This is a genomic window from Aromatoleum anaerobium, assembly GCF_012910705.2.
In the GTDB taxonomy this organism is placed as follows: domain Bacteria; phylum Pseudomonadota; class Gammaproteobacteria; order Burkholderiales; family Rhodocyclaceae; genus Aromatoleum; species Aromatoleum anaerobium.
This window is the reverse complement of record NZ_WTVG02000036.1, coordinates 1-17,858: the sequence shown is the minus strand read 5'-3', so window position 1 is coordinate 17,858 and position 17,858 is coordinate 1. Positions and strand designations below refer to the sequence as shown.

General features: G+C 63.5%; 17 protein-coding genes. 13 read left to right on the top strand and 4 right to left on the bottom strand.

The genetic code is table 11. The features are described 5' to 3' along the window. The first annotated feature begins 34 nt into the window (after nucleotides 1-34). The 4 genes from GO606_RS04565 to GO606_RS04550 all read left to right on the top strand — a co-directional run bounded on the left by GO606_RS04565 (nucleotide 35) and on the right by GO606_RS04550 (nucleotide 5,543). Complete coding sequence (locus tag GO606_RS04565; protein ID WP_169117190.1) at nucleotides 35-1,399, top strand: DUF1329 domain-containing protein; 1,365 nt, start codon at nucleotides 35-37, stop codon at nucleotides 1,397-1,399. A gap of 163 nt (nucleotides 1,400-1,562) precedes the next feature. Continuing rightward, the gene (locus GO606_RS04560) at nucleotides 1,563-2,675 is read left to right on the top strand and encodes a WD40/YVTN/BNR-like repeat-containing protein (RefSeq protein WP_246979367.1); all 1,113 of its coding nucleotides are present in this window, start codon (nucleotides 1,563-1,565) and stop codon (nucleotides 2,673-2,675) included. Next, complete coding sequence (locus GO606_RS04555; RefSeq protein ID WP_169117189.1) at nucleotides 2,675-5,071, top strand: efflux RND transporter permease subunit; 2,397 nt, start codon at nucleotides 2,675-2,677, stop codon at nucleotides 5,069-5,071. The genes GO606_RS04560 and GO606_RS04555 overlap by 1 nt, the downstream gene beginning before the upstream one ends. A gap of 19 nt (nucleotides 5,072-5,090) precedes the next feature. After that, on the top strand, nucleotides 5,091-5,543 hold the full coding sequence (locus tag GO606_RS04550; RefSeq protein WP_169117188.1) for a universal stress protein: 453 nt from the start codon (nucleotides 5,091-5,093) through the stop codon (nucleotides 5,541-5,543). Between the two features lie 156 nt (nucleotides 5,544-5,699). Here GO606_RS04550 and GO606_RS04545 read toward each other — a convergent pair whose 3' ends face one another. Further along, nucleotides 5,700-5,882 (bottom strand): helix-turn-helix domain-containing protein, encoded by a 183-nt coding sequence (locus GO606_RS04545; protein ID WP_246979365.1) that lies wholly within the window; start codon nucleotides 5,880-5,882, stop codon nucleotides 5,700-5,702. On the opposite strand from GO606_RS04545, the gene GO606_RS04540 reads away from it, so the two are divergent. Together GO606_RS04540 and GO606_RS04535 are read left to right on the top strand one after the other, a co-directional pair. Next, the gene (locus tag GO606_RS04540) at nucleotides 5,865-6,413 is read left to right on the top strand and encodes an FAD-linked oxidase C-terminal domain-containing protein (protein ID WP_246979364.1); all 549 of its coding nucleotides are present in this window, start codon (nucleotides 5,865-5,867) and stop codon (nucleotides 6,411-6,413) included. The genes GO606_RS04545 and GO606_RS04540 overlap by 18 nt on opposite strands. Then, entirely contained in the window at nucleotides 6,410-6,760 is a 351-nt protein-coding gene (locus tag GO606_RS04535) for a c-type cytochrome (protein ID WP_246979362.1), read from the top strand. The genes GO606_RS04540 and GO606_RS04535 overlap by 4 nt, the downstream gene beginning before the upstream one ends. A 131-nt stretch (nucleotides 6,761-6,891) precedes the next feature. Here GO606_RS04535 and GO606_RS04530 read toward each other — a convergent pair whose 3' ends face one another. Beyond that, nucleotides 6,892-7,554, bottom strand: coding sequence for a hypothetical protein (locus GO606_RS04530; protein WP_169117187.1), 663 nt, complete (start codon nucleotides 7,552-7,554; stop codon nucleotides 6,892-6,894). A gap of 598 nt (nucleotides 7,555-8,152) precedes the next feature. On the opposite strand from GO606_RS04530, the gene GO606_RS04525 reads away from it, so the two are divergent. Genes GO606_RS04525 through GO606_RS04510 form a run of 4 tightly spaced genes read left to right on the top strand, consistent with a single transcriptional unit; the run spans nucleotide 8,153 to nucleotide 12,108 of the window. Next, the gene (locus tag GO606_RS04525; RefSeq protein ID WP_246979361.1) at nucleotides 8,153-8,455 is read left to right on the top strand and encodes a c-type cytochrome; all 303 of its coding nucleotides are present in this window, start codon (nucleotides 8,153-8,155) and stop codon (nucleotides 8,453-8,455) included. A gap of 7 nt (nucleotides 8,456-8,462) precedes the next feature. Then, complete coding sequence (locus GO606_RS04520; protein WP_211166819.1) at nucleotides 8,463-9,110, top strand: hypothetical protein; 648 nt, start codon at nucleotides 8,463-8,465, stop codon at nucleotides 9,108-9,110. Next, on the top strand, nucleotides 9,107-10,654 hold the full coding sequence (locus GO606_RS04515; RefSeq protein WP_169120363.1) for an FAD-binding oxidoreductase: 1,548 nt from the start codon (nucleotides 9,107-9,109) through the stop codon (nucleotides 10,652-10,654). Before GO606_RS04520 ends, GO606_RS04515 begins: the two co-directional genes overlap by 4 nt. An 11-nt stretch (nucleotides 10,655-10,665) precedes the next feature. Beyond that, a complete protein-coding gene (locus GO606_RS04510; protein WP_169120361.1) occupies nucleotides 10,666-12,108 on the top strand; it encodes an aldehyde dehydrogenase family protein in 1,443 nt (480 codons plus the stop codon). A gap of 79 nt (nucleotides 12,109-12,187) precedes the next feature. On the opposite strand, the gene GO606_RS04505 is transcribed toward GO606_RS04510, so the two are convergent. Further along, nucleotides 12,188-12,649, bottom strand: a complete 462-nt coding sequence (locus GO606_RS04505; protein WP_169120360.1) for a MarR family winged helix-turn-helix transcriptional regulator — start codon at nucleotides 12,647-12,649, stop codon at nucleotides 12,188-12,190. 254 nt (nucleotides 12,650-12,903) lie between these two features. On the opposite strand from GO606_RS04505, the gene GO606_RS04500 reads away from it, so the two are divergent. Continuing rightward, the gene (locus GO606_RS04500; RefSeq protein WP_169120359.1) at nucleotides 12,904-13,101 is read left to right on the top strand and encodes a YfhL family 4Fe-4S dicluster ferredoxin; all 198 of its coding nucleotides are present in this window, start codon (nucleotides 12,904-12,906) and stop codon (nucleotides 13,099-13,101) included. Between the two features lie 168 nt (nucleotides 13,102-13,269). On the opposite strand, the gene paaX is transcribed toward GO606_RS04500, so the two are convergent. Further along, entirely contained in the window at nucleotides 13,270-14,226 is a 957-nt protein-coding gene (gene paaX / locus GO606_RS04495; protein ID WP_169120358.1) for a phenylacetic acid degradation operon negative regulatory protein PaaX, read from the bottom strand. Between the two features lie 299 nt (nucleotides 14,227-14,525). Between paaX and fdhD the strand changes: the two genes are divergently transcribed. Next, nucleotides 14,526-15,347, top strand: coding sequence for a formate dehydrogenase accessory sulfurtransferase FdhD (gene fdhD, locus GO606_RS04490; RefSeq protein ID WP_169120357.1), 822 nt, complete (start codon nucleotides 14,526-14,528; stop codon nucleotides 15,345-15,347). Nucleotides 15,348-15,360: 13 nt separating this feature from the next. Next, on the top strand, nucleotides 15,361-17,858 hold a 2,498-nt coding region (locus GO606_RS04485; RefSeq protein ID WP_246979360.1), incomplete at its 3' end, for a molybdopterin-dependent oxidoreductase.

Genomic DNA, 17,858 nt, shown 5'->3' with positions numbered 1-17,858 from the left:
TCGGACCTAAAGCTTGAGGAGACGGAGACTAGTTATGCACAAGAAAACAGTGGTATGCACGATGGCATTGGCACTGATCGCAGGCATTCAGCCGGCATGGGCCGCAGTCAGTGCAGAGGAAGCCGGCAAGCTGAAAACCTCCCTTACGCCGCTCGGCGGGGAAAAAGCCGGCAATAAGGAGGGAACCATCCCGGCCTGGACGGGAGGGCATGCCGGCGCGGTCGCAGGCGCGAAAGTCGGCGACATTCCGGTAAGCCTTTTTCCGAATGAAAAGCCGGTCCTGCAAATCACTGCGTCCAATATGGCCCAGCATGCGGACAAGCTCTCCGAGGGCACGCAGGCGCTGCTGAAGAAATACCCGGAAAGCTTCCGTGTCGACGTTTATCCGACGCATCGCACGGCGACGGTGCCGGAACACGTGGCTGCAAACACGTTCAAGAATGCGACCAGTTGCAAGACGACCGAAGGCGGCCATTCGATCGAGGGCTGTTTCGGCGGCCTCCCGTTCCCGATCCCGAAGACCGGCGTGGAGGTCATCTGGAACTATCTACTGCGGGTCGAGCCCGAGTCGGTCGAATTCGGCTTTAAGAACATCGTCGGCTCCTCGGATGGCAGCCATACGCTGGCCACCCGCAACGACAACTTCTGGCAATACCCTTACCACTACAAGGATGGCTCGTGGGAGACGTGGTCGAAGGACAGCAAGGGCGAGTATTCGATACAGCGCTTCAATACCACGGCGCCGTCCTTCAAGGTGGGTGAATCGCTGGTCATTCGCGACAGCATCGATCCCAAGACCTCACGTCAAGCCTGGCAGTACCTGGTCGGCCAGCGCCGCGTGCGCCGCGCGCCGACGGTCGCCTACGACACGCCGGACTTTGTCGCCTCGGGCGCGAACTATTTCGACGAGGTGCAAGGTTTCTTCGGCCACACCGACCGCTACGAATGGAAGCTGGTCGGCAAGCGCGAGATGTACGTTCCCTACAACAACAATGAACTGGTCACGGCCAAGGTGGCGGAAGCCTACGACAAGTTCCACCTGAATCCCGCCAAGGTACGCTGGGAACTGCACCGGGTGTGGGAAGTCGAGGCCACGGTGGTGTCGGGCAAGCGTCATGCGGTGCCGAAGCGCAAGTATTACTTCGATGAGGATACTGCGCTGTTGGTGCTGATGGACGGCTACGATTCCGAAGGCAAGCTGTGGCGCACCTCGCAGATGCCGAACTTCTTTGTCCCCGCCGTTCCGGCGATGTTGGTCAAACAGGTGACGGTATTCAACCTGCAGGCGGGCACGATGAGCACGGTGCAGGGCCTGAATGACGAGTCATACCGTGTCGTGCCGCGCAAACCCGAGACTTTCTTCACCGGAGATGCCGTCGCCGCCGACGCCTCACGCTGATCTCGCCGGGCTGCTTGACAGTCGTTAAAGGGCCTGCCCGGCCACAGGCAGGCAGGCCCTTGATTCTCAACCCGGGTTTTTCGCTTTTGAATGACGTTCCGTCCTCAGCACGGATCCACAGGGTCTGTCCTGGCGTGGCGAAGCGCGAGTGAGAGTAAGCAATATGGTTTTCAACACTGCAGTGCGGCCCCTGATGGCTGCCACCCTTTTGAGTGTGATGGGTCAGCTTGCGGTGGCGGCGCCTGCCGGCCAGCCTGTGCCGGATCTGATGGAGGTGGCGGCAAGCATAGATGTGCGCGCCACCAGCGCTGTCCAGCTGGCGGTCACACGAGCCGGGGATCGGCTGGTCTCGGTGGGCCCCCGGGGAACAGTGCTCCTTTCGGACGATGGCGGTAAAACCTGGCGGCAGGCCCGTTCGGTCCCTTCGAGCGTGGCGCTGACCGATGTCTGCTTCGTCAATGACAAACTGGGCTGGGCGGTCGGCCATAGCGGCATCGTGCTGCATTCCCGGGATGGCGGTGAAAGCTGGGTGCGCCAACTGGAGGGCCGGCAGGCGGCGCAACAGGTGCTGGAAGAAGCCCAGGCCCTCGCAGCGACCGGCGGCAGGGAAGGGGCCGGGCGGCTGCTGCGCGATGCCCAGGGGATGGTCGAGGACGGCCCGGACAAGCCGCTGCTGAGCGTGAGTTTCACCAACGAACGTCGCGGCTACGTGGTCGGCGCCTACGGACTCGCCCTTGCCACCGAGGATGGCGGCCAGTCCTGGCAGGCTTTCATGGCACGCCTGCCGAATCCGCGCGGCAAACATCTTTATCAGGTTCGTGCCGACGGTGCCAAACTGCTCATATCAGGAGAACAGGGCGCGCTGTTTCATTCGGATGACGCCGGGCTTTCCTTCGCCGAAGTCAGGACGCCTTACCCCGGCACGTTCTTCGGCGTCCTTTCGCTCGCTGAAGACACTGTTCTGGCGTACGGCTTGAGGGGCAATGTGTGGCGCAGCGGGGACGGGGGCGCGGCCTGGACGCAGATCGCCATCGATCAGGACATTACGATCACGAGTGGCGTGCGGCTCAAGGACGGCGCCGTCGTGCTGGCGGACGAGAGCGGGCGGCTGCTGCGCAGCGACGACCAGGGGCGCAGTTTCAGCGCACTCAAAGCCAAGGCCCCCAACGCGGTCACCGCGCTGGTGCAGAGCGACGACGGCGCACTCGTCATGTCCGGCGCACGCGGCCTCGACCGTGTCGACGCAGCCCGACTCGTTGTCAGGGAAAGTAGATAATGTCGGCCTATTCACTTCCCGCTGAAGCGGTCATAGGCAATCTTGCCGACTTCGATGCGCGTTCCGGTTCGCTTGCCGAGCGCGTGCTGTTCAACAATCGCCTGATCATCGTCACCCTGTGCTTTCTGGCCACGCTGGTGCTTGGCTACCAGGCATTCGGACTCAAGTTGAACGCCGCGTTCGACAAGATGATCCCGACCAGCCACCCTTACATCGTGAACTTCCTCGACAACCGCAGTCAGCTCGCGGGCATGGGCAACAGCCTGCGCATCGCGGTGGCGACGACGGAAGGGGACATCTTCGACGCGGAGTACCTCGATACCGTGCGCAAGATGAGCGACGAGCTGTTCCTGATGCCGGGCGTCGACCGGCCCTACATGAAGTCGCTGTGGGCGCCCGCGGTGCGCTGGACCGGCGTGACCGAGGAAGGGCTCGACGGCGGGCCGGTCATCCCGGACGACTACGACGGCTCGCCGCAGAGCCTCGAGCAGGTGCGCGTCAACGTCGAGCGCTCCGGCGAGATCGGCCAGCTGGTGGCTGCGAGCTATACATCGAGCATCATTTTTGTCCCGCTGCAGGACAAGATCGCCGACACCGGGGAGCGCATCGATTACCACGCGCTGTCAAAGCGCATCGAGACGCTGCGCGCGAAGTACGAGTCGCAGAAGATCAGGATCCACGTCACCGGTTTCGCCAAGGTGGTGGGTGACCTGATCGAGGGCCTGCAGCAGGTGATGATGTTCTTCGCCGGGGCGATCGTCATCTGCACCGGCGTGCTGTACTGGTACACCCGCTGCCTGCGCAGCACGCTGCTGGTGGTGGGGTGCTCGGTGGTGGCCGTGGTGTGGCTGCTGGGCCTGCTGCCCACGCTCGGTTACGAACTCGACCCGTACTCGGTGCTGGTGCCCTTTCTCGTCTTCGCCATCGGCATGAGCCATGGCGCGCAGAAGATGAACGGCATCATGCAGGACATCGGGCGTGGCACGCATAGCCTGGTGGCGGCACGCTACACCTTTCGCCGCCTGTTCCTTGCCGGGCTGACGGCGCTCCTGGCCGACGCGGTCGGCTTCGCGGTACTGATGGTTGTCGATATCCAGGTTATCCAGGATCTGGCGATCACCGCCAGCATCGGGGTCGCAGTGCTGATCTTCACCAACCTCGTGCTGCTGCCGATCCTGCTGTCCTACACCGGGGTGAGCCCGGTCGCCGCCCAGCGCAGCTTGAAGGCCGAGTTGATGGAGGCGGGCGGCGCCCACCACGGCAAGCATCCGTTCTGGGCCTTCCTGGATCTGTTCACGCAGCGCAAATGGGCCCGCATCGCGGTGCTGACGGGGCTGGCGATGGGGGCGGTGGGCCTTGCGGTGAGCTTTCAGCTCAAGATCGGCGACACCGACCCCGGCGCCCCCGAGCTGCGCCCGGACTCGCGCTACAACCGCGACAACGCGTTCATGACGGCCAACTATGCCGCGAGCAGCGACGTGTACATCGTCATGGTGCGCACGCCGCAATACGCCTGCGGCCAGTACGACACGCTGATGGCGGTCGATGCGCTCGAGCGCGAGCTGCAGCAGCTGCCGGGGGTGGAAGCGACCAGCTCGCTGGCGGGCCTCGCGAAGGCGTCGAATGCCGGCATGAACGAGGGCAGCCTGAAGTGGTTCGAGATCCCGCGCTCGCAGGACATGCTCAACGCGATCATCACGCGCGCCCCGCGCGAGATGTTCAACCAGAACTGCGACCTGCTCACCGTCTATGCCTACCTCAAGGATCACAAGGCCGACACGCTCGCCAGCGTGGTCGGCGTGGTCGAAGCCTTCGCCGCGCGCCACGACACCGAGGAGGTGCGCTTCCTCAACGCGGCGGGCAACGCGGGCATCGAGGCGGCGACCAACATCGTGGTGAAGAAGGCCAACGTGCAGATGCTGTTCCTGGTCTATGCGGCGGTGATCGTGCTCGCGTTCATCACCTTCCGCTCGTGGCGCGCGGTGGTGTGCGCGGTGGTGCCGCTGATGATCACCTCGGTGCTGTGCGAGGCGCTGATGGTGTGGCTCAACATCGGCGTCAAGGTCGCCACCCTGCCGGTGATCGCGCTCGGGGTGGGGATCGGCGTCGATTACGCGCTGTACGTGATGACGGTCACCCTGGCGCGGCTCAAGGAAGGCATGAGCCTGTCCGAGTCGTACTACAAGGCCCTGATCTTCACCGGCAAGGTGGTGGTGCTGACCGGGATCACGCTGGGCCTGGCTGTCGCCACCTGGGCCTGGTCGCCGATCAAGTTCCAGGCCGACATGGGGATACTCCTCGCGTTCATGTTCATCTGGAACATGCTCGGCGCGCTCATCCTGCTGCCGGCGCTGGGGCATTTCCTGCTGCGGCCGAAAAAACCTGTGCTGGGCTGAAAACAAGGGGAAAAATGGAATGTACCGTCACATACTCGTGCCACTCGATGGATCGGAACTGGCGGGCTCTCTGCTCGCGCAGGCAGTGGAATTCGCCCGCGCCCTCGGCGCCCGGATAACCTTCTTCACGATGGCGGAGGATTACGGCGCCACGCAGGAGGGTGCACTGATGCGCACGCTGTCCCCCGAAACGTTTGAAAACGAGATGAAACGCGAAGCCTCGCACATCCTGTCGAAAGCCCTGGAAGCGGGCCAGGCCGCGGCGCTGGTCTGTGACGCGGTTGTGCGCGTCGGCTCGGAAGCGTATGTACAGATTATTCAGGTCGCGCAGGAAAAGGGCTGCGATCTGATCTATATGGCATCGCACGGCCGTCGTGGACTGAAGGCTTTGATGCTCGGGTCCCAGACCCAGAAAGTGCTCACCCACTCGCCGCTTCCGGTTTTTGTCGCCAAGGCCGCGGCGGGTGGTTGAATGCTGCGGACTGCCCTGCAGGGAGGCGAACCCTATGCAGGGCAGATGGCACGACCCTTCGTCATGCAGTGCAAAAGTCGGCGCAGGGGCGTGCAGACGGCCAACTCCAAGCATCGAAAAACCAGTACTGACCCATGCAGTCCGGCCGGCCGGCCATCAGGCCTCGCCTTCGAGTTTGTATTTTTCGCACCGATACGCCAGTTGCGACCGGGTGATGCCAAGCAGTCTCGCCGCCGCGGAGTAATTGCCATTTGAAATGGAGACAGCATTCTCGACCAGGGTTCGTTCTATTCCCTCCAGGGAAATCGATTTTCCGTCCCCTTGAGTCTGCAACAACATCTGCAGCAAATCGGGTGGCGTCCCAGAAATTTCATCCGTTTCGGCCTGCACGTTTTTGAGCACTCCTTTTCCCGCTCCCAGGTCTACCCGACCGGGGACGGCCATGCGTGGTTCTCACCGATCGTCCCCCGCAACGGTGAAGAATTCATCCACGCGCACAAGGTATTCACCAAGGCCGCGCGCGAAATGAACATCACGTCGGCCCCCATCAGCGTCACCAATGTGCCCATGTCATGGCAGTACCGTACCTACCTTTACCTGTTCCCTGTTTTCGTTTCCCGTTCCGACAAGGAGCGCAACAGGAAGTCCGTTGACGACTTCAACAAACTCATCACCCTGGCTGCCGAGAACGGCTGGTCCGAATACCGCACGCCGCCCATATTCCAGGATGCGGTGGCAGCAACTTACTCCTTCAACAACAACATCCTGCTGAAATTCCAGGAACGGCTCAAGGATGCCATCGACCCCCACGGCATCCTGGCGCCAGGACGCGGAGGCATCTGGCCCAAACGATACCGGGAGAATTCATGATGAAAAAGCTGTTTGGTGTATGTACCGCCCTGGTGACGGCGCTGGCATCCGGACAGGCATGGGCCGGCGGACAGACGGAGGCCGAGCGCGGCCTGGCCGTATTCCAGGAATGGTGTGTCTCGTGCCACGGAATCGGTCCCGGACACCCGGGAACCCAGGCGCTCGATCATCGCTATCAGGGCGCCCTCGCAGGAGCGCTGGAGCAGCGCACCGATCTGTCACCGGAGATTGTCAAGGCATTCGTCCGGAACGGAATCTCGGTCATGCCGTTCTTCCGCAAGACCGAGATCAGCGACGCCGAACTCGACGCGCTGGGAGCCTACCTGGCGCGCAATGATCAACGCTAGCATTTTCATGCAGGAGGTCGCGAACGTCCTTTTCGGCGAGCGCGCTCCCCACCTCCGCCGACCGCCGTTACGTCCAGCTCGTCGAGTCCTATGCTGAGCGTGATGCAGACGGCCGACGGTCTGCCGATCTATCACTTGCGCTGCGGTATGTGGTCCAGCGGGTCGAGCCACGGAGTACCTGAGATCTCCGGTTGGGCTTCAAGCAGGGCAATTTCGGCAGTGGTGTTAGCACCGATTGAACGCACGATGTCGAGAAAAACCTTCTCTGTCCATTCCTCGGGTGTACCGACTATCGCATTTGCCATGTCTCTGCTGACCTGAATTAGACCACCTTCATGTTTGACAAAGACGGCATACATGTCAAGATGATAGCCATTCTTATATTGAAAGAGGCATGCAGTGAGGTTCAGATTGTTGCTGCCTGTAACGCGCCTTTCGGCTTTAGCGGTCCATGTGGCCCCTTCGCATGTGGCCATGCGAAAGCCCAAGCTACCCGCCCCGCCCGCCAACGCCGCCAACCTTGTACCTTCAAGGGGATTGACGAGCTTGAATCGACCCGCCTTTTCAGGAATTTCTCCTGAAGTTGGGATTGGCGTGGCTTCCTGAGCATTGCCAACATTTCGTCCGATACCGTCACTGGCTGCCTTTGCCACACTCTGTCGGGTGGCTGCGGTCTTGATATCGTAAATTCGGTAGTATTCGACGGTCTTGGTTTTTTGGGAAAGATAGTTATTGGTGGTTCCGCACCCTGCTAAGATGGTCGCTACTACAGCGCCAAAAATAAAGTGTCTCATGGTGCTCCTTTCATCGTATCTCAGCCCGTTAACGTGAACGTGAGCATTACGCGCCCATCGTTTATATGTAGGGCTTCAGTGCCGGTACGCGGACTGCTGGTAAAAATGATTCAAGCCGTGCCGCGTAAGCGTGTTTCAGTTGGTCCACTGCTGGAAATATTCGGTTACGTGGCGACAGGATAGACCAAAAGCATTTTTATGTCTATTGGATGATCGAGTAATGGTGGGCTGCTGTGTCTACGATCGGAGGCGCCACCACGGCTTACTCATCCCGGAGTTGGCTCGATTTCTCGCCGTCGCACTGTCGGCGGTAACTCTCACTCGCGCTGTTTTGTCGCAAAAACCGACACTGCCCCGATTTGCAACACTGCCACGAAAGCGCCGGCGCGACGTCGCGAAGCGAGCGGCCGAAGCGAGGGGTGACCTCGATGTGTTCAGATTCCAGACACCCAACCGGCTGCGGACGGTGTTCTCCTCGGTTCTATAAGTAACTGTTAACACGAAAACTTTCATGCTATGAAGCTTTCGGCACGGCCTTTGCTTTAATCCCCTTTCGAGAATGTCGCAAAGACCATGAACAGGGAGGAAAACGGGATGCGTGCCAAGAGGTTGGCGTGTTGGGTGGTCGGTGCCGGGGCGATGCTGGGATCCGCTGGGGCCGGGGCGGGACAGTGGCGGGACGGGGCGCAGGTACGAGAAGGTCTGCAGCCATTGTCATGAGGCCAACGTCGGGCCGGTGCTCAAGGGTCGCCAGCTTCCGGTGGCGTACGTCGAGCGCGTTGTGCGCTATGGCAATCGGGCGATGCCGAGCTTTCGGCCGAGCGAGATCGACGATGCGGCGCTTGTCGATGTCGCCCGGTTGATCGGCGGCGGTGCGCCGCTTGCAAAGGCAAAGGAGTAGGCGCGTGATGGAACGACGTGATTTCCTCAAGGGAATGGTGGGGGGCGGAGCGCTGGTGGGAGTGCCGCTCGGGGCGCTCGCGGCAGCGACGCCTGCCGGTGTCGCTGCGGGGGCCGCGGTGACAATTGTCCGCCAGGTCGATCTGCCCTTTGCGGCGGCGCTCGCCGGGCGGATCGGCGGCAGCCTGGATGCGGCAGGCATGCGCGTTGCCCGGCTTGCGCCGCACGGCGACGAGCTTGGTCGCTTCGCGAGCGTCATGGCAATCCTCGACGGCGCGCGGAACGGGCACCTGATCGGGGTCATGGACGATGCCTCCGCGGTGATCGTCCAGCAACTCGCGGCTTCGCGCGGGGCGGCGTGCGTGATTCAGACGCACCACAGGGTGTCAGCACGAGATGTCCGTAACTGCTGCACCGTTGCCGGCCTCGAATCGAACCTCGTCTGGTCGGATGGCGTCGCGTCGCCGGCAGACCGCATCGGGCACCTGTACGCGCAGGCGGTCGGCCGTGGACGCGCCAGCTCGGGCAGCCCGACAGCGGTTGCCAAAGACGGATTCGCACTTGCGAACGACGCTTCCGCGGCGAGCCTCGTATCCTTCGTCATCAACACCTCGAGCATCGGACGGCGTCATACATCCAGGGAGACAGCAGCATGAGTTCAAACAAAAGGGCATTGCCGAAAGGCGTGACGGTGGGCGATTTCGACAAGGCGATGCGGGAGATCCGCGCCATCGTCGGCGCCGAGTACGTGCTCGTCGATGAGGAGCCGCTCGCGCCGTACAGCAAGATCATGATTCCGGTGCCCGACGCGCAGCACGCCCCATCCGCGGCGGTCATGCCCGACGGCGTCGAGCAGATCCGGAAAATCATGAAGGTTGCGAACAAGTACCGCGTGCCGGTCTATCCGATCTCGACCGGCAAGAACATCGGCTACGGTTCGGCCGCACCCGTCGAGCGCGGCCAGATCGTCATGGATCTGAAGCGCATGAACCGCATCATCGAGGTCGATGCGGAGTTGTGCACCGCGCTCGTTGAACCTGGCGTGACCTACCAGCAGCTCTACGACTACCTGCAGGAACACAACCTGCCGCTGTGGTTCTCGTGCCCCGCGCCGTCGGCGATTGCCGGCCCGGTCGGCAACATGGTCGATCGCGGCGTCGGCTACACGCCGTATGGCGAACATTTCATGTTCTCGTGCGGCATGGAAGTGGTGCTCGCGAACGGGGACGTACTGCGCACCGGCATGGGCGCGATGGAAAATTCCAACACCTGGCAGGTGTTCAAGTGGGGCTACGGACCGACGCTCGACGGCATCTTCACGCAGTCGAACTACGGCATCGTCACGAAGATGGGGATGTGGCTGATGCCGGCGCCGCCCGACTTCCGCCCGTTCTGCATCCAGTATCCGAACGAAACCGACATCACGAAGATCGTCGATGCGTTGCGCCCGCTGCGTATCGCGATGGTGATTCCGAACGCGGTGGTGATCGCCCATACGCTGTGGGAGGCGCCGTGCACCCCGGTCAAGCGCACCGACTACGTTACCGGGCCGGGCGCGATTTCCGACGACGCGGTGCTGAAGATCCAGGCCGATCACAACATCGGCGCGTGGAACGTGTACGCGGGCCTCTACGGCACCAAGGAAACCAACGACGCGAACTGGAAGATCATCGAGGCGGTCGCGGCCGCCACCGGCGGCAAGATCATCACCGAGGAAGCTTCGCGCGGCAGCAAGGCGCTCGAATACCGCTTCGACCTGATGAAGGGCAAGCCCAACCTTGGCGAGTTCGGGCTCTACAACTGGCGCGGCGGCGGCGGCTCGATCTGGTTCGCGCCGGTGTCGCAGGCGAAAGGCTCCGAGACGCTCAAGCAGATGAAGATGGCGAAGGAGATCCTCGGCAAGTACGGCTTCGACTACGTCGGTGAATTCATCGTCGGCTGGCGCGACATGCATCACGTCATCGACCTCCTCTACGACCGTTCGGACGAGACGCAGCAGAAGAACGCGTACGCGTGCTACGACGAGCTGCTGCACACCTTCGCGAAGGAAGGCTACGGCATGTACCGCGCGAGCACCGCGTTCGCCGAGAAGGTCGCGGCGACTTACGGGCCGGTCAAGCGCGACATCGAGAAGCGCCTGAAGAAGGCGCTCGATCCGAACAACATCATCGCGCCGGGCCGGTGCGGCATCAGTCTGTGAGGAGGTCACTCATGAAGGAATACAAGCTCTTCATTGATGGCGAATGGGCGGAGTCGTCGTCGGGCACGATCCTCGACGACCTCAATCCGGCGACGGGAGAAGTGTTCGGGCGCGTGCACCAGGCTTCCGCAGAGGATCTGGAGCGCGCGATCGCCGCGGCGTACCGCGCGCGTGAAAGCTGGGGCGGCACGCTCGCGAACGAGCGCGAGGCGATTCTGCTGCGTGCTGCCGACGTGCTCGAAAAGCGCATCCCGGAAGTCGCCGAGGTGCTGATCGACGAAGCGGGTTCGACCTTCGGCAAGGCGATGTTCGAGGCCTCGTTCGTCGTGAACCTGCTGCGCAGCGCCGCGGGAGAATGCCGACGCATCACCGGCGAGACGATGCCGTCCGACAGTCCCGGCGTGTTCTCGATGAGCGTGCGCCGGCCGCTGGGGGTGATCGCCGGCATCGCGCCGTTCAACTTCCCGTTTCTCCTCGCGACGAAGAAAGTCGCGCTCGCGCTCGCCGCCGGCAACACTTTCATCCTGAAGCCTGCAACCTACACGCCGGTCACGGGGCTCAAGATCGCCGAAATCTTCGCGGCCGCCGGCCTGCCGAAAGGCGTGCTGAACGTCGTGCCGGTGCAAGGTTCAGTGCTCGGCAACACTTTCGTCGCCGACCCGCGCATCCGCATGATCACCTTTACCGGCTCGACTGAAGTGGGGCGGGAGCTGTCGACCGAGGCCGGCAAGCACTTCAAGCGCATCACGCTGGAACTCGGCGGCAAGAGTCCGCTGATCGTGCTCAAGGACGCCGACGTCGATTACGCGGTCAATGCCGCCGCGTTCGGCATCTTCCTGCACCAGGGCCAGGTGTGCATGGCGAACTCGCGCCTGATCGTCGAGGCGCCGATCTTCGACACGTTCTGCGACAAGCTGACCACCAAGATCAAGGGCTTTCAGGTCGGCGACCCGCACGACCCGCAGACCGTGATCGGCCCGCTGATCGACCGCAAGCAGTGCCGCGTGCTCGACGCTCACGTCGTCGACGCGGTCGCGAAAGGTGCGAAGCTGCTCACCGGAGGAAAAAGCGACGGTGCTTTCTACCAGCCGACGATCCTCGCCGGCGTGACGCCAGACATGCTGGTGTTCAGCGAAGAGAGCTTCGGCCCGGTGGTGTCGGTGATCCGCGCCGCGGACAGCGAGGCGGCGCTCGCGCTCGCGAACGACTCGTGCTACGGGCTCTCGTCGGGCCTGATCACGAATGACCTGCAAAAAGCGTTCGACCTGTCGCTGCGGCTCGAGGCGGGGATGGTGCACATCAACGACTCTTCGATCATGGACGAACCGCACGTGCCGTTCGGCGGCGTCAAGGACAGCGGCTTCGGCCGCGAGGGCGGGCATCACTCGATGGACGAGATGACCGAGCTCAAGTGGATCACCGTGCAACTGGGGCAGCGGCAGTTCCCGTTCTGATGCGGCCCGGTCCCCGCGCTGCGCCCCGATGGGCAGTGCGGGGGCTGAATTCGTTGCGCCCGTGGGGCGGCGCGTGGGGTTAACGCTGTTCCGGGAAGATCTTCTGCAGCAGCGTCACCAGCGTGGCGCGCTCCTCTTCGGACAGGTGCTCGACCAGCCGTTTCTCGTGTTCGCCGACGCGTCGCTTGAGCTTTTTCAGCAGTGCGACTCCGTCCGGGGTGAGCACCAGCGCGTTCGAGCGACGGTCGTTGTCGGCCGGCCGTCGTTCGACGAGGCCGCGGCGTTCGAGATTGTCGATCACCGAAACCACCGTCGAGCGGTCGAGGTGCGCTGCGCGGGCAAGCTCGCTCTGCTTCAGGCCGGGGTTCGCGTCGATGATGACGATGACGCCGAACAGTCCGGGCGTGACGTCGAACTCGCCAAGCGCAGCGGCGAAATCGCGAAAGATCGCGATCTGCGCAAGTCGCAGCTGATAGCCGGCCAGGCTGGGCAGAATGCCGAAATCGAGGCCTTTGTCTGCGGATGTCTTCTTTCTTGTCATGTCCATTCCGGGCTTGGCGTCACAGACGCTACTTGGGTTCCAGGCTCGAATGCTACCGTAGATCGGCGTCGCGTTGAACTGCGGTTATATTGTTAGACGTCAAACAATTTGACTTGGAGCAATGCGGGTGTTACCGTTCGGCCATCGGAATGCTGGCGATAGCCGGGCGAGTGCGTCCAGCCGATGCACCCCTCCGGCGAACCCGGGCCGAATCACCATGGACCCCCAAGCGTACAAAACAGGAGAAAGCGGCAATGGCCTTGATGATCAACGACGACTGCATCAGTTGCGACGTGTGCGTTCCGGAGTGTCCGAACGAGGCAATCGCCACCGGAGACGATATCTTCGTGATCGATGCCGGCAAATGCACGGAATGTGTCGGCTACTTCGACTCGCCGCAATGCATCGACGTCTGTCCGGTCGATGCCATCGTGCCGCTGGTCGCTGCGTAGCGTCTCTTCCCGGCCTACCCGGCCATTGCAGTGCAACTGCGGACAGAAGAGCGTGACGGGATACAAACAAAAAGCGCGAAAGCGCTTTTTGTGTATCAAGAACGCGTTGTGGATTGATTGATCAGGAACGGTTTCCAGGCCAGCAGTCAGCAAAGGCGGGTTTCTGCGCTACCGCTGCTCCGCCGCTTCCCGGTGCGTAGTGTCTTCGAGGCCGCCGAAACGTTCGTAGAAATACGGCGCGGCGGGCGGCAGCGGGCCATTCGGCGTCCTGCACGTCGCCATCAGGTGCTGCTGGGCGAGGCGGTACGTGATGCGATAGATGTCGCGGCACACTTCGCGGGCCACCGAGCCGCTCCAGTCGACAGGCATCAGTTGATCGGGGAGGAGCGGATCGTGCAGCAGGGCGCGACGAAAATCGTGCATCGTCAGGGTCTGCACGAGGAAGCATTGTTCCGGATCCAGGTCGCGAGCGGTGCGCAGCGCCCGCAGCACCGGGCGCAGCCGGTCTGCGAACTCGCGGTAGGTTGCCCCGATTGCCTCCAGGTTCCAGCATTCGCGCGCCAGATCCTGCAGCGGGCGGTTCGACAGCGCGCCCAGATTGTTGGCGGTCATCGGCACGACCTTGTCGTGGGTGCCGGTCTCCTGCAGGATTTCCAGCAGGGTTTCGGTATCCGCCGATGGGTGCGCAAGCACGCCCGGAGCGATCGTGCCGTAGCCCGCCCACGACAGTTCCTTGCGCAGCGCGTCCCGCTGCGGTGCGGCCAGCGTCGAGGGCAGGATCACGATCTGCCATTCGCCATTCCACGGTAGCTGCCGCGCGTCGTAGATCCGGCGGTAGGCATGTTCGAACCGCCGCCGCCCGGAGGCGGTGAGGCTGTAATAGCTGTTGCGCCCGATCTGCTCGGAAACCAGCCACTTGTCCTGCGACAGGCGATAGACGCTGGTGCGGACCATCCTCTCGTTCAGGCCGAGAGGCTCGACCAGCCGTATGAAACTGCCGAGCCACACCGTCCCGCCGTGCGGGGCGATGAAGTCTCCGTAGATGGTGATGATCAGGGAGTTCGCGCGTACGCGGCGCTCGGCCAGGTAGTCGTTGATCCACTGCGCGATGAATCGGCTCTTCATTGTTTTGATGACGTCTTCCGTAGGGTGGGGGCTCGCGGCGCCTTTGATGCGGATCGATTCTAGCGCCTGGATGCACATTCCAGAAACCGGCGCGGAGGGTTCGCGCGCCGCGCATCAGCGCCGCCCGAGCTTCGCCCTCCGGCTCTGTTTGATCTAGGTCAACCATCCTCGACAATTGCTGCTAACGTGATACAAAACTATTGACTAAGTTGAGCACGATTCGTATCGTGACTTTCAGAAGCGGTGGTTGGTCCGACGGATGTCCGAGGGCCTGGCGATAGCGGTTGATGAGGTGGACGATGCGACGCAGTCCTGATTTCATGGCAGTGGCTCATGGCCAATACGACGTCGAGCGTTGGGTCGATGGCGGCGCGATCTGCGAAGAAGACATGGTTGCCGAAGAAGTCCCTGTCGCGCTCGTCTACAACGGCTTTTCCCACGCCGTGATGATGACCACACCCCAGGACCTCGAAGACTTCGCGCTCGGTTTCAGCCTCAGCGAAGGCATCATCACCGATGCGTGCGAGCTCTATGACATCGAAGTCGTCGAACATCCCCAAGGCTGTGAAGTGCAGATGCGCATCGCCGGCGAGCGGTTCGCCGGGCTGCGCCAGCGCCGCCGCGCGATGGCCGGGCGCACCGGCTGCGGGCTGTGCGGCATCGAGAGCCTGAACCAGATCGTTGCTCGCCCCGTGGGAACGGTTAACGCAAGCCGCGGCGTGCTGCACACCGGCGCCTTGTCCCGCGCGCAGGCAGAACTGCACGCACGGCAGCACCTGTTCCACCTGACCGGCGCAGTGCACGCGGCCGCATGGTGCGGCCTGGACGGCGCGGTCGCGCTCGTGCGCGAGGACGTCGGCCGGCACAACGCGCTCGACAAGCTGATCGGCGCGGTCGCCGCGCACGGGGACGCCTTTGACGAGGGCTTCGTGCTGATGACGAGCCGCGCGAGCTACGAGATCGTGCAAAAGGCCGCCGCGGTGGGCATCGCGGTCGTCGCCGCGGTGTCGGCGCCGACCGGCATGGCGGTGCGCCTGGCCGAAGCGGCCGGGGTCACATTGATCGGGTTTGCACGCGGCGCGCGCCACAGCGTGTATTCGCACCCGCAACGCATTCATTGAGGTGAGGAACACCATGACGCTTGCCCCCAAGCCGCAGTCGGTCGCCAAGGTCGCGAGCTACTGCTACAACTGCGTCGCCGGCCCGGACTTCATGACGGTGAAAGTCGTCGACGGCGTGGCGACCGAGATCGAGCCGAACTTCGCCGCCGAGGACGTGCATCCGGCGCGCGGGCGGGTGTGCGTGAAAGCCTACGGGCTGGTGCAAAAGACCTACAATCCGCACCGCGTGCTGCAGCCGATGAAGCGCACGAACCCGAAGAAGGGGCGCAACGAGGATCCCGGCTTCGTGCCGGTGTCGTGGGACGAGGCGCTCGATCTGGTCGCCGCGAAACTCACCGCGACGCGCGCGAAAGGGGTGACGGACGAAGCCGGCCTGCCGCGGCTCGCGGCGAGCTTCGGCCACGGCGGCACGCCGGCGATGTACATGGGTACGTTCCCGGCCTTTCTTTCGGCGTGGGGGCCGATCGACTTCAGCTTCGGTTCGGGCCAGGGCGTCAAGTGCGTGCATTCGGAGCACCTGTACGGCGAGTTCTGGCACCGCGCGTTCACGGTCGCGGCCGACACGCCGCTCGCCGACTACGTGATCTCGATCGGCTCGAACGTTGAAGCCTCCGGCGGCCCCTGTGCGGTGACGCGCCACGCCGGGGCGCGCGTGCGCGGCTACAAGCGCGTGCAGGTCGAGCCGCATCTGTCGGTGACCGGCGCGTGTTCGGCCGAATGGGTGCCGATCCGGCCGAAGACCGACCCGGCGTTCATGTTCGCACTGATCCACGTGCTGGTGTGCGAACAGGGTCTGGATAAGCTCGACGTGTCGTTCCTGCGTGATCGCACCTCGTCGCCGTATCTCGTCGGCCCCGATGGCCTGTACCTGCGCGACGCGGCGACACGCAAACCGCTGCTGTGGGACGAGGCGAGCGGGCGCGCCGTGCCGTTCGATACGGCGGGTGCAGTGCCGGCGGTGGCCGGATGCTTCCCCGTGGCCGGTGCCGTGAGCGTCGACGCCGATGATGTGTGTCGCGAAATGGGCACGGTCGAAGGCAAGACCGCGTACACGATGCTCGTCGAGCACATGAAGAAATACACCCCGGAATGGGCGGCAGGCGTGTGCGACGTGCCGGCGGCGACGATCCGGCGCATCGCCAACGAATACCTCGAAGCCGCGTCGATCGGCGCGACGATCGACATCGATGGCCACACCTTGCCGCTGCGCCCGGTCGCGGTGACGCTCGGCAAGTCGGTCAACAACGGCTGGGGCGCGTTCGAATGCTGCTGGGCGCGCACGCTCTTGGCGACCCTCGTCGGCGCGCTCGAGAACCCCGGCGGCACGCTCGGCACGACGGTGCGGCTGAACCGCCCGCACGATGATCGCCACGTCAGCGTCAAGGCCGGCGAAGACGGCTTCATGGCGCAGAACTTCAACCCGACCGACAAGGAACACTGGGTGTCGACGCCGACGGGGCGTAACGCGCACCGCACGCTCGTGCCGATCGTCGGCAACAGCGCCTGGAGCCAGGCGCTGGGCCCGACGCAACTGGCGTGGATGCACCTGCGCGAAGTGCCCAGCGACTGGTCGATGCCGGTGCCGACGCTGCCCGACGTATGGTTCGTCTATCGCTCGAACCCGGCGATCTCGTTCTGGGACACGCCGACGCTGGTCGACACGATCGCGACGTTTCCCTTCACGGTGTGCTTTGCCTACACGGTGGACGAGACCAACTGGATGGCCGACGTGCTGCTGCCCGAGGCGACCGACCTCGAGTCGCTGCAGATGATCAAGGTCGGCGGCACGAAGTTCGTCGAGCAGTTCTGGGAGCACCGCGGCGTCGTGCTGCGCCAGCCCGCGGTCGCGCCGCAGGGCGAGGCGCGCGACTTCACGTGGATCAGCACGGAACTGGCCAAGCGCACCGGGCTGCTCGAAGGCTACAACACGGCGCTCAACCGCGGCGCCGGGGGCGGGGCGCCGTTGAAAGGCGAGCAGTACGACCATACCCTCGACCCAAGCCGGGAACATGGCGTCGAGGCGATCTGGGACGCGATCTGCAAGGCGTCTTCCGCGAGCCTGTCGCACGGGGCCGAGACGCACGACCTCGAATGGTTCAAGGAGCACGGCTTCTACACCGTGCCGATGTCGAAGTTCGACTGGTACCTCACGCCGACGATGGAGAAGCACAATCTCCGCTACGAGATGCCGTACCAGGAGCGGTTGCTGCGGATCGGCCGGGAACTGGGCAACCGGCTGCACGAACAGAAGATGCACTGGTGGGACGCGCAGCTCTCCGAATACACGGCGCTGCCCGAGTGGCACGACGTGCCCGGGCGCTGGACCGAGCAGCTCAAAAATGCCGGCGCCAACCCGGACGACTTCCCGCTGTGGCTGCTCGCGACCAAGAGCATGCAGTACCACACCGGCGGCAACGTCTCGATCGCGCTGATGCGCGAAGTCGCGCAGAACGTGCGCGGCCACACCGGCGTGATCATCAACGCGGGCACCGCCAAGCGCCTCGGCATCAA

What these genes read in the sequence shown, in the direction of transcription:
- GO606_RS04565 (WP_169117190.1), top strand. Translation starts at nt 35, where the DNA reads ATGCACAAGAAAACAGTGGTATGCACGATGGCATTGGCACTGATCGCA.
- GO606_RS04560 (WP_246979367.1), top strand. Translation starts at nt 1,563, where the DNA reads ATGGTTTTCAACACTGCAGTGCGGCCCCTGATGGCTGCCACCCTTTTG.
- GO606_RS04555 (WP_169117189.1), top strand. Translation starts at nt 2,675, where the DNA reads ATGTCGGCCTATTCACTTCCCGCTGAAGCGGTCATAGGCAATCTTGCC.
- GO606_RS04550 (WP_169117188.1), top strand. Translation starts at nt 5,091, where the DNA reads ATGTACCGTCACATACTCGTGCCACTCGATGGATCGGAACTGGCGGGC.
- GO606_RS04545 (WP_246979365.1), bottom strand. Translation starts at nt 5,882, where the DNA reads ATGTTGTTGCAGACTCAAGGGGACGGAAAATCGATTTCCCTGGAGGGA.
- GO606_RS04535 (WP_246979362.1), top strand. Translation starts at nt 6,410, where the DNA reads ATGATGAAAAAGCTGTTTGGTGTATGTACCGCCCTGGTGACGGCGCTG.
- GO606_RS04530 (WP_169117187.1), bottom strand. Translation starts at nt 7,554, where the DNA reads ATGAGACACTTTATTTTTGGCGCTGTAGTAGCGACCATCTTAGCAGGG.
- GO606_RS04520 (WP_211166819.1), top strand. Translation starts at nt 8,463, where the DNA reads ATGGAACGACGTGATTTCCTCAAGGGAATGGTGGGGGGCGGAGCGCTG.
- GO606_RS04515 (WP_169120363.1), top strand. Translation starts at nt 9,107, where the DNA reads ATGAGTTCAAACAAAAGGGCATTGCCGAAAGGCGTGACGGTGGGCGAT.
- GO606_RS04510 (WP_169120361.1), top strand. Translation starts at nt 10,666, where the DNA reads ATGAAGGAATACAAGCTCTTCATTGATGGCGAATGGGCGGAGTCGTCG.
- GO606_RS04505 (WP_169120360.1), bottom strand. Translation starts at nt 12,649, where the DNA reads ATGACAAGAAAGAAGACATCCGCAGACAAAGGCCTCGATTTCGGCATT.
- GO606_RS04500 (WP_169120359.1), top strand. Translation starts at nt 12,904, where the DNA reads ATGGCCTTGATGATCAACGACGACTGCATCAGTTGCGACGTGTGCGTT.
- paaX (WP_169120358.1), bottom strand. Translation starts at nt 14,226, where the DNA reads ATGAAGAGCCGATTCATCGCGCAGTGGATCAACGACTACCTGGCCGAG.
- fdhD (WP_169120357.1), top strand. Translation starts at nt 14,526, where the DNA reads ATGCGACGCAGTCCTGATTTCATGGCAGTGGCTCATGGCCAATACGAC.